The sequence below is a fragment of the uncultured Thiodictyon sp. genome (genome assembly GCA_903837595.1).
GTDB lineage: Bacteria > Pseudomonadota > Gammaproteobacteria > Chromatiales > Chromatiaceae > Thiodictyon.
In genome coordinates, this window is the sequence record CAILVI010000230.1 from 1 (window position 1) to 10,931 (window position 10,931).

8 protein-coding genes and 1 pseudogene are annotated in these 10,931 nt (G+C 59.8%); 3 read left to right on the forward strand and 6 right to left on the reverse strand.

Features of this window, described 5'->3' with window-relative positions:
* Window positions 1-76: 76 nt before the first annotated feature.
* From QZY44_RS12315 to traL, 3 genes are read right to left on the reverse strand one after another with little or no spacing between them, the layout of a single operon-like run.
* A complete protein-coding gene (locus tag QZY44_RS12315) occupies window positions 77-1,120 on the reverse strand; it encodes a type-F conjugative transfer system secretin TraK (protein ID WP_295446607.1) in 1,044 nt (347 codons plus the stop codon).
* Window positions 1,117-1,704, reverse strand: coding sequence for a TraE/TraK family type IV conjugative transfer system protein (locus QZY44_RS12320; RefSeq protein ID WP_295446609.1), 588 nt, complete (start codon window positions 1,702-1,704; stop codon window positions 1,117-1,119). Before QZY44_RS12320 ends, QZY44_RS12315 begins: the two co-directional genes overlap by 4 nt.
* Complete coding sequence (traL, locus tag QZY44_RS12325) at window positions 1,701-1,994, reverse strand: type IV conjugative transfer system protein TraL (protein WP_295446611.1); 294 nt, start codon at window positions 1,992-1,994, stop codon at window positions 1,701-1,703. The genes QZY44_RS12320 and traL overlap by 4 nt, the downstream gene beginning before the upstream one ends.
* A 408-nt stretch (window positions 1,995-2,402) precedes the next feature.
* Between traL and QZY44_RS12330 the strand changes: the two genes are divergently transcribed.
* A complete protein-coding gene (locus QZY44_RS12330) occupies window positions 2,403-2,666 on the forward strand; it encodes a hypothetical protein (protein ID WP_295446613.1) in 264 nt (87 codons plus the stop codon).
* Between the two features lie 134 nt (window positions 2,667-2,800).
* On the opposite strand, the gene QZY44_RS12335 is transcribed toward QZY44_RS12330, so the two are convergent.
* The gene (locus QZY44_RS12335) at window positions 2,801-5,926 is read right to left on the reverse strand and encodes a hypothetical protein (RefSeq protein WP_295446615.1); all 3,126 of its coding nucleotides are present in this window, start codon (window positions 5,924-5,926) and stop codon (window positions 2,801-2,803) included.
* Window positions 5,923-9,474 carry a helicase-related protein gene (locus tag QZY44_RS12340; protein ID WP_295446617.1) on the reverse strand — a complete coding sequence of 1,184 codons (3,552 nt, stop codon included), beginning with the start codon at window positions 9,472-9,474 and terminating at the stop codon, window positions 5,923-5,925. Before QZY44_RS12340 ends, QZY44_RS12335 begins: the two co-directional genes overlap by 4 nt.
* 533 nt (window positions 9,475-10,007) lie before the next feature.
* Here QZY44_RS12340 and QZY44_RS12345 point away from each other — a divergent pair.
* Together QZY44_RS12345 and QZY44_RS12350 are read left to right on the forward strand one after the other, a co-directional pair.
* A complete protein-coding gene (locus QZY44_RS12345; protein ID WP_295446619.1) occupies window positions 10,008-10,295 on the forward strand; it encodes a type II toxin-antitoxin system Phd/YefM family antitoxin in 288 nt (95 codons plus the stop codon).
* Window positions 10,283-10,705 (forward strand): type II toxin-antitoxin system VapC family toxin, encoded by a 423-nt coding sequence (locus QZY44_RS12350; protein ID WP_295446621.1) that lies wholly within the window; start codon window positions 10,283-10,285, stop codon window positions 10,703-10,705. The genes QZY44_RS12345 and QZY44_RS12350 overlap by 13 nt, the downstream gene beginning before the upstream one ends.
* A gap of 44 nt (window positions 10,706-10,749) precedes the next feature.
* Here the strand turns inward: QZY44_RS12350 and QZY44_RS12355 are convergent.
* A pseudogene (locus QZY44_RS12355) lies at window positions 10,750-10,931 on the reverse strand (hypothetical protein); the annotation flags it as partial.

Sequence of the window (10,931 nt, forward strand, 5' to 3'; positions counted from 1 at the left end):
ACGGAGCCGCCCGCACCCCAGGCAACCACACGCTGGACGCCGGGCGAAAGGGATGCCCATCGGCTCTTGAGATTGATCACCGGGGTGTCCCACTCGGGTCAGTCGCCACGGTGCCCTCTTGGAGCACCAGGAAGACCTCGGTTTCCTGCCCCGGTGCCAGGGCCTTCAACGGCCAGGCGCCGACCGCCGCGACGATGCCTTTGTCCAGGTCGCAGGCCGACTCGTTGGCCGGCACGGTGCCGGTCCCGGCATTGCGCACGCCGAGGGTCAGCACGCTGGCAGTCGCCCCCTGGATCAGCTGGGTCCTGGTGATCTTGAGCCCCGGGGCGCAGTGCGCCTTCGGGCCGCCGCCCTTGACCTGGAAACCCGCCGGCAGCCGTCGCTGCGCCATGGCCCGCAACAGGTCGGTCAAGGCGGCGACATAGGGGGTGCTCCCGTTGCCCTCCCCCGCGGTGCCCGGCAGCGACGCCGACTTACCGCCGTCGGGTCCCGCGCCGCCCGCACCCTTGCCGCGATATCCGGGCACGGTCAGGCGGATCTCGCGCGGCGGCACGTACCGCGGGGCCAGGGTGAGCGACAACGCCAGGTCATTGCTCTGCCCGTCGCTGATGTACAGGGACACGGGTTCCTCGGTCGACGTGGCCACGTAGACCACATGCCCGTCGACGCTGGTACTGGCCGCCGAGACGGTCCGCACCACCGGGTTTGCGAAGGGCGTGACAATGCGGTTGAGGTGATCGATGGCGATCTCGATCAACGCCGTGGTGCCCGGGGTGATACTGACGTTGCGGGGTCCCAGTTCCATCGCCACAGATGGGGCCTGGCCCGCCGGCGGACCCATGGCGACGCGCAAGAAACCGCCACGGCGCTCAGGGGCGCTGCTGGTCCGGCGGGCGGCCAGGTCGAGTCCGCCGACCTGGCGGATGGTCGGTGCGCCGCCGGGGAGACTTTCGCCAGTCCCGGCCGGGTCGGCGCGGGGTCCCGCCGCCGCGGTGCGGACATCCAACAGGTCGCAGGCGACCCGCGGGATCGCGGCCCCGGGGTCGGGCTCCGGCGCGGCCTGGGCGGTGCCGAGCGCGAGTGAGATGCACAGGGCGAGCAGGGTCGGTTGACGGATCATCGCGGGCTCCCAACGGTTGCGCCGACGCGCGGCTCCCCGGGATAGGAATCCAGGAAGACCACGACCGGACGATAGTTCTTGAACTCGACACGCAGGGCATAGGTGCGTGACTTGTTGACCGGCTTGGCGGCCGGTCCGCTGGTCACATGGGTGCCGGTGATATAGATCGTGCCGCTCGCCGGGTCCCGGCTGATCTCCCGCGGCTCAAAGGCCAGACTGACCTTTTCCCGGCGAATCTCCGCGACCTGGGCATCCAGCACACGCAGCACGTCGACCCGCAGCGCCGGTGCCAGCAGTGGCTCCAGGGCCTTCGTCAGGAATTCGGCATTGGTGGGGGTGACGTTGCCGAGCAGCTCGGCGACGAACAGCGCCCAGGCCTCCCGGACCTCCTGACTGGCCGAGGAGCGGGCCACCGAGACCTCCCCTTCCAGCACCGGCGGCACCAACACCACGGTGCGATCGGTCTGGTTGATGGTCATGGCCAACACGCAGTTCACGCCGATGAGCAGCAGGATGATCAGGCGGTTGACCCGGTTCTCCAGCGTCAGCCCGGCCCAGGTGGCGAGAAATCGCTGGAGGTTCATGGTAGCCACCGCCGACAGAATGGATTGGGGGTGGTACGCCCACGCAGGGGCAGCAGGCCGTACCAATAGAGGAAGTGCAGCGCGTGCCCGTCGGGGCGCCGCTCGCGGTACTTGGAATACAGGCGCACCAAGAGGACGCCCAGGACGATCAGTTTGAACATCGTCCCGGGACTGCCGGTGAAGATCCCGATGACCAGACACAGGACGATCGGGACGAGATCATCGACGCGCCACAGCAGGATCAGCGGTGGATCGTCGATGTACTTGGGAATTTCGGTTGGGTCTGCCATGGGCGCAGTGTGCTGCCCGGCGGGCGGGGAGCGTGAGAGCTGAAAGTGCGGATTTTTGGGGGGAATGCGGGAAAGGGGGTTGGCTCAAGGCCAGAAGCACCCGCGCAGACCCCTCGTTTCGCTTTATGGTGCGCATCGAAACGCAGCCGTGAGGCCCTCCACAGAGTCGCCGAGATCGGCACCTGCTCGTCTCCCGGCGGACCAGTCCACCTGCGGGGACTAGGTAAGTGATATCCGTCCGAGCCCGGCAGTCAGCGCGCAAGGCCAGGCTTGCAGGCGCCGGGAGTCCTGACACAGAGTAAAGAACCCGTCTCATGGATGCGGTATCGTATGGGGTTTGTCGGCGGAGGATATCGTAGTACGTCCCCTATTTCGCCACGCCCCCTATTTCACCACCTGAATTTCTGCATGGCAGCGAGCGCGATCCCCTGGATCTATGGCGAGCATTTGGCGAACGCACAGCCCCGACGCTATGCCACGACCAAACGGACCGAATACGCCTTCGCGGACCTGCGGCGGCGGCTGGCTCAGGACCTCGGCGGTGAGAGTTTCGGTATCGATTGCGCGGATCTGGGCAAACCGGTGCAAATTCCGCTACTCGCTGCGATCATGGCGTACGTGGCCAAATTGAAAACGGGAAACTTCAGTCTTCCAACTGAGGTGGTAAATTAATATTCATAGGCAAAACACCCTCCGCTCTGTTTCTCTGGCGTCTATCTATTTGCGCGCGACAAAATATTGACATTGAACCCAGCCCACTGCCCAGACCGAATTTCCCGAATTGGCGCTGACGGCTCGTCCGGCGCTCATTCTTCCTCCTCGTCGCCTGAATTATCCGCTGAGATGATTGCCCCGATGTCCGTGATATGGGTCTTGGTGAAGTAGATACTGGCGTTCTCGTCGGCGAGTATCACTTCTAGTTCGTTGCCATCCATGTCGCGAAACAGGTCCATCATCATATCCCGGGACCCGTTGGCATGCTGAAACATCGCGGCATGATTGGGGCAAAGTGCAAGGTAGTTCTGGTAGTGACGCCGCTTTAGCTCCGGCAGGAACTCGACGGCTTCCAGGTAATAGCTGCCGTCGGCGAGTTTGAATGGTAGTGCAGCTTTGCATACTTGGCAGATCGTTTCTTCATCGCTGTTGGTGTATTGTTGGCGAAGATACGGATCAGTATCTTTCTTGACGCTTTCCCGCCCAACCGAGACTGATCTTGTGCGCTTTTCAGTTCGGCGTTCTGGTGCCTCGGCCGCATCTTCTTGAACGCGATTGGTTCGTCGTTCGGGGTTAGCGGACTCGTGTTCTGGCAACGCTGTACGATGTTTGCCCTCGTATTGTTTCTTGAATCTCTGTCGCTCCTCTGGATCTAGCTCGACAAACCACTTCGCGTCGTTGAGTGAATCATCGTCGTTAAACCCTAGTTCCATGGCCACTTCACGTTTTCTGCGGCTCTCCGCCGATTGTTTCGCGATCGACTCGCCAAACCGGATGGCGCTTAACCAGGACCAGCCAGGATCAAATGCAAAACCATCTGGAAGCCGGTCGCGCTCGGCTTCCGCCGGACAGACAAAGCCGCCGCCGATTTGAGGAATCCAGTTCTTGTTCCGAAGCAGTACTGCTAGTTGCGAAGGTGCTTCGTTGCATGGTGAGTTCATGTTGTTTCGATACCGCGCATTTATCCAGTTCTGATTCTTCGCATTGACGCACGTTTGCCAAATAAGTCGAGACAGCGACTCATCCTCTCTCTCCAATGCTTGATCTAACCCAATGATCATGTAGTCCTTATCGATTCTGTAATTTGACCTACCGTTCCGGCCGGGAGCGCGATGAACGAGATTCTCCGCGTCGGGATTGTAGTGGCACGGCACCTCACTAATTATTAGTTCAACCGCTACGCCCACTCGCCGTGCAAATTCGACCAGTCTCTTGGTGGAAATCCCATACTCTTGATACTCTTTGGATAAAGCGATGCGGTCCGCTCTATCTCCCCGTCTCTCGTAATACACGCTCAACCCCGTTTCGAGATAAGGCATATCGAGATAAACTTGACCCGGCAGGCCCCACTTGCCGTCCTCTCTTTTCAGAATCGAATAATCTTTAAATATGACGGCCTGCGCAGCGTCTTTTTCGACTAATGCCATAAAGCGATTTAGGTCGCTCTTTGATGGGCTAAAATCTATGTTACAATAACGTTTTTTCAAGATCGCTTCAACCTGCTCGGCTTCGCCGACATGTCGGACGCCGAGTGCTTCCAGCAGGTTTATGGCGCTTTCCTGTTCTATCTTTTGCTTGCCAGAAGTAAATACGCCTTTTGCTACTCGTGGAAGTACTTCATCTTCCTCAACTTCATCCGTTGGGAAGAAACACCTGTTACCCATGGTGTATCCGCCTGAGCTAAGGCGGATGATATGTAACGGCTTCAATTTCTCAAGTAAGCGCCTCTTTGCATACTCAGGACCTGTTAGGTAATCGTCGGCAAGTAGTGCGTAGAACTTCTGGAACCAATCGTCCGGCTTCGTGGCTAGCCATGCGATAAACGACCTATCTGCACCTTGGTGCGCTCTATTGAAAAAGGGGTCCCATCGGTATCCGTCTGATGCCCGCTGCTCTAATAGTGCAACAAACTGAGGGATGTCCCATTCGCGAATGGCCAAGCCGGTGAGAAATCGTTCTACGGCGCTGTTCTTCTGAGCCGCGCCGATAGCCCATTTGGGCGCATTCTCACTCCCTTCAATAAGGGTCTTGATGTCTTCTGCTGAAAGAAGCATCTTTAGCGAAGCCCTCGCTTGCAATAGGTGCTTGGCCGGTGCATGATCCTTGTAGTATGTTGGCGTCAGCGGCTCCTCATTCATCTCGTCTATAATCGCTTGTCGTATATCAACGTAGCGGTTCGGGATATCCTCCTGCGGGTTAGGAAGAACGCCTAAGAAATCTGCTGTCAGGAGACTTAGACCCTTAATGGAGTGAAGCGAGGACGCCGCCAGATTCGCCAGTTGCCGGTAAAGCGGGGTATTAGCGGGCGTCTCTTTGATACTTGCCCGGCTGAGTTCAGGCACAAAAGGCGCGTGCAGGTGAAAACGCAGTCCCGATGTCTCTTTCTCAGCCGGAAAAAAGACGGCCACCCGCCCCGGGTTTGCCGGAATGATTCTGAACTGCTCGGCAAGTGGTTTCAAGGCATCGTAGCCATTGGCCTTGGGAAGAAGATCAAGTTGAAAAGCAACAGCGATGCGCTGTTTATCTAATCCGTGGACCGGAGCAGTGAATCGCAAATAATGTGAGCTAGAGGTAGTTTTTCCTTCAGCCTTCTTGAACACCTCAACATGAAGTTCGGCGTGTGGAAAACGAAACACTCCACCCGTACCGTCTTCCGGTAACTCCCATTCAATCGATTCGATGCTGGAGAGGAACAACAGCGTCATTTCCGGTAGTTCGTGCAGTCCCTTTTCGATTTCTGCGCAGGCATCTGTGGCAGATTTTTTTGGGTTGTTGAACGGAAACTCGAAACGGGTGACTTTTCCCAGATCGGCTCTTGGCGATAGCTCAAAAGGCAATACAAGATCGGAAATCTCGAAGGCGAAGTTCGATGACCAGATACGCGGCGTCTCCGTGTAAGCGAAAACCGCTTTAAAGCCAATGCCGAAGCGTCCTATCTTGTCGTCGTCGTTGGCCTTTGTACCTTCCCCAATATCCGTAATAGCCTCAATATCTCTGGGCTCGAATGGGCGGCCATTGTGTTCAAAAGTAAGACCCGCCTCAGTCAATATGAAGGTGGTTTCGGTCGCACCTGCGTCCTCCGCGTTCTGCAATAGCTCATAGATGAAGTGGGCGCTGTCCGGGTAGAGATCTTCGACGATCTTCCGGATTCCTAGATGCCTCTTTAGAACTCGGGCCAGTTCTTCCCGATCGGCCCGAACCTCATCAATGATGCTCATATTCCTTCCTGTGACGTTACGGAAAGCACGCCAAACACTATCGGCGATGCATGAATGTCGCCGCTCGCAGCGGCCTCGTCGAGCGCGGCCAGCCGTCGCTCGAAGTCCAAAACGGCTCGTGCCAGTTCGCCTTGTCGCATAAGCCGAATCTTGTCATCGGTCGCCGCTGCGATTCGGTCGTCGAGTAGTTGGTGACGAGCGCGGTGACTGATGGTGAGACTCTGTATACGATGCTCAACCAGTTCCCTGTTGTCGGCGATGTGATTCGCTTGGGCAGCGGTCCACTTACCGTGATGACGTGTGTCAAGCGCATCATATTGGGCGGTGTCGGGTAGCAGGGGCTCCTGTGAATCCGTCGCGGTTGGGAGCAGCCCCATCAAAGCGTCTTCAACCAGCTGCTCCGATGACACCACAACCAGTGACTGGTCCGCCTTCACGCCAAATTTCTGCCAGCGATACAGGGCGAATGGGTATGTCCCCGTGGGGACATCCGGGCTTGCGACCGCAAGATGGACATGGACTGGCTCCGGCTGATCCAAGCAACGAGCGGCCTGCCGGATGAGCGGATGCAGTACATTCAGATGGACCGCGTTCGCATTCTCGGCTGCGCTCTCCTGATCGAAGGTGACTGACAGGGTGGGTTGTGCGCCTTTGAGCCATTTCTCCCACTGCCGTGCAACCGGATCAGTGGCGCGCGGCAGGCGCTTGAAGTCTTCGAGCAGTTTCGTCCGCGCCTCCTGGTTCAGTCGTAGCGTCTTGAGCGGTTTCTCGCCGAGCAGAAACTCCAGATCACGCTCGAGGCGATCCGCCAGATAGGTCGTGACACACCGCTGCAGGGCCGCGGGTGACAGCCAGAAAGTCTCAGCCGCCTCGATTTCCTGTCGCCAGGCTTGGTTCGGCACGCTCAGTCCGAACAACTCGGCCTGCTTCGACTCTAATGCCTGTTCTTCCTGGATCTGTCGAATGCCGTTATCGGCGAGCTGCTGGAGCCGTTGCGCCCGTTGTGCGGGACTCAGGGCGAAGCTTTCGGCGATGTCGTGCAACTCCTGGGTTATCTCACCCAGGATCTCTTCGCTGCCGCCGACCGCGTGTTGGAAGACACCGATGCGCCATAGGCAGCGTTCGTAGATATCCGCATCGACGGTTCCGGGGGTAATCAGGTTGACGACGGCCACGGTCTCACTCTTTTGGCCATAGCGGTCGATACGGCCGATACGCTGTTCGATGCGCATCGGATTCCATGGCAGGTCATAGTTGACAAGCAGATCGCAAAACTGAAAGTCAAGCCCTTCGCAACCAACCTCAGACGAAAGCAGTACGTCCAATGCAGCGGGGTCCTCCTTCGGCTGCGCAAATCGACGGCGCAAATCGGCTCGCTCCTCATCCGGCACGTCGCCGTGTATTAGTCCGTAACGCAAACTCGTAGACTGCGTGTGAGCGGCGAGATAGGCCAGCGTATGGCGGAAGGTGCTGAACACCAGCGCCTTGTTATTCGGCATCTGGCCCTTGTCGCACAGCACCTTGACGAAGGCGTCGACCTTCGGGTCTTGCGGCTCGAGGTTGTCGGCCTGTCTCAGCAAGGTTTCAATGTCGGTCCGAACCTGATTGACGAAGCTGAGGTCTGGCTCGGTGTCGCTGTCGCTGGCTTCCATGGCTTCGAGGCGGTCGAGTTTACCGGCAAGGATGTTGCGTAAGAGCGGGGCGAGGCCATAGAGACAGCTGGCGGCCTGCCGGCGGATGGTGGTCATCATGAACTTTACGTTCTGCTGGCCGTGACAATAGGCCAGGATGCGCGCCACCAGATCCAGCAGGTCGTCATGCAGCCGCTGCTGCCCGGGGGTGAATGGGACGGTCAGCGTCTCCGGCTTGCGGGTTGTAAACTCGCCGATGTCGCGGCGGCGGGTGCGATTGATCAGTGGGCTGAAGGTATAGAGGTCCTCAACGGCGCGGGTGAGTGTGAGCCGTGCGCCATCATCCATGGGTTTCTCACTCAGGCGGTCGTAAATGGCTTGGAATGGCGGTGATTCCCGCAAGAACATCCGGCCCCATTCGGTCTGCGCCACTTCATCGAGACAGGTCCGGGCTTCTGCCTGCCAACCCTCCTTGGCCGCCCGGCAATGCGCAACGGCCATATTGATGGGCCGATTCGGCTCGGCCATTTGCGCAAAGCTGGCCCGGTCGATGACCAGGTCCGGACGCAAGGCGTTGAGCAGGGTGAAGAGGTCCTCGCTGCCCAACTGCACTGGCGTGGCGGTGAGAAAGATCGCGGCCTGGGCGTTGTCGCAAAAATAGCGTACGGCTTGGTGCAGATAGGTTGCCGGATTGCGGATGTGATGCGCCTCATCGACGATCACCAGATCGAACTTGGGCGGTGGGTCCAGCGCCAACAAACCTTGCTTCTTTTTCTTGCCCTTGCCGCCACTGCCGAAGATCAGGTCCGAGTCGAACAGCGAAAACGGCACGATAGCCTTGGCGTACTGGTCAGGCCACTCCCCTTCAAGGTGCGTCTCGTGCAGACAGTGTCTTAGCTGGGTGCCATCCAGGGCCGTGAAATGCTCATCGAAGCGGCGCATTTCGACAAACCATTTGCGCTCCGACACGAGTGCCTTGGGACAAATGATGAGCACGGACAAAATGTCCATGCGCGCCCGCAGTTCTTTGATGATCAGCCCGGCCTCGATCGTCTTGCCCACCCCAACCTCGTCGGCGATTAGCAAGCGGGGCCGATCGGCCCGGATGAGCTTCAGCACCGGCCGGTACTGGTAAGACACGAATTGCACGCGACCCGAGCGTAGCGAAAACAGGTTGGCGGTGGAGGGCGAGAGCAGTTGCAGGCTGGTCAGGTACGCGTGCAGCGCGTCTGCACTGAGCCGTATTCGAGCATCCTCGGCCGCGGCGGGAAGCTGGATCTGACTTTCGTAATAGGTTGCCTTCTTGTTGTCCTGAAAGACCCGGTAGCGGCATTCGGCAACGCCTGGGAGGACCTCGATAATCGGCATCAGGATGCTGGGGTTGGAGCGCAGCGCAACCAAGTCGCCGACTTGGTACAAGGACGTGGGCGGCGCAACGGCCTGGGCTGCGGGATTCGGCGATGGCGCGCCGGCACCTCGCGCCCCGGCCATCGCGGCGAGTGCGGTGGCCTTGGTGGCTAGCACTTGGGCCAGCACCCCGGCGTCGGCCTCGATCATCTCCAGCAAGCGGCCCAAGGTATCGGCGTCGCGGTAGACCTCCGCGTCCGGCATCGCCTGCGCCGACAGATGCGCCCACTTGTTGCGCACCGTCTGCATCTCCTTGACCCAGGTTCGGCCTTCGCGCGGCAGGCGAAGTTCATTGGACAGGTCGTACCAATTTTGATCGAGCAGCCGCAGCAAGGCGGCGAGGTCAAGCTGGTCCAGCGTCGTCAATCCGCGATCTTGTGCCATGCGCTGCTGCTGAAAGCTTAAGCGATCAATGACTTGCTTAGCCCACCAGTCGTCGGCTAACTTGGGCAAGTGGACCGAGAGGAAGTTGACCAACGAGACGGTTGCGAGTTGAAGCAGGTCGTTCATGATGTCCGTTTCTTGTGCTGGCGTGTGGGTTTTGATGCCACTGTATATCCAGGGGCAGGGCAGGCGCAAACCGACCACACGGGAATGGCATAGGTCGAGCGCGGGCGCGTTGACTTCACCGCCGTAGGACCGGCAAGATTGCAGTCCCCGGTGACCCATGCCACCCAAAGCCCGAGGCCGGCACGTGATGACCAAGGGAAATCGGGGACGAAGGGAAATCGGGGACGTACCACGAAAAAAGCTCGTCGTTAGTTCCCCGCACCCGATGGCTCGCTCGATCAAGCCGATCCGTCAAAGACATCCTTACGGGCTCTGGCACTCCAGCACGCGGTCAGCCCAGTCCTCAAGATCGGCCTCGCTGGCTTGACCTAGGCGCTCCTCACACAGGTCATCGGAGAGGCCATTCCGGTCCCGCCTCAGGCTCCATCTATCCAGCCAACCGCCTACCAGGCTTCTCGATTCGATCCCGCCCGGCTAAGATGCCCATGCTGGTGGTCATCGCACCACCCCTTGCCCGCGGAGGGTGATTCCAAATGACCGAGATCTCAGTTGCCGAGGCCAAGACCCGACTGACCGGCCTGATCCATCGGGTCGAGGGCGGGGAGGTCGTGCATATCACCCGCCGCGGCAAATCGGTGGCCGTCCTCATGTCGGAGTCTGACTATGCGGCCATGCACCCCAACCAGACGCGGCCGGGCCTGTGGGACGCCATCGCCGAATGGCGCACCCAGACCGCTTTCGACTGGCCGGACTTGACGCCTGAGGAGATCGACGGGTGGCGCGATCCCTCCCCCGGGAGGGTCTTCGATTGGACCGACTGAGGTTCCTGCTCGACACCAACATCCTGTCCGAGCCGACCAAGCGGTCCCCCGAGCCCAAGGTCCTCGCCCGTCTGCGCAAGTATCAGTCCGAGTCCACGACCGCGGCGACCGTGATCCACGAGATGCGCCACGGGCTCGGCCGCCTGCCGCCGGGGCGCCGACGCGAGGCGTTGACTGACTATCTGGAGCGACTGCTGCGCCAGCCTATCGCGGTACTCGCCTATGACCGCGATGCGGCCATCTGGCACGCCGACCAGCGGGTGGCATTGGATGCCCAAGGTCGCCCAACACCCTACGCGGACGGACAGATCGCGGCCATCGCCGCGACCAACGGCCTGACCTTGGTGACTCGCAACGTGACGGACTTCCAGCACTTTGGCGGATTGGCGATCGAAAACTGGTTCGACTAGACCGGCGGGAGACTGGGCACGAGCCCAACCCTGCCGCCACTGGCCTACAGTCGCTTCTGGCTGTTGGCAAGCACAAGCCCCAAGAGCACGGCAACGACGGCCACCCCAACCGGCACGCCCAAGGCGGGTAACGGAATCGGGGCAACCAACAGCATCAGAGTCCCGATCAGTATCCAAAGCAGCGCCCGCACCGACCAGAAATGGATCAGCGGACTGGCATAGGAAA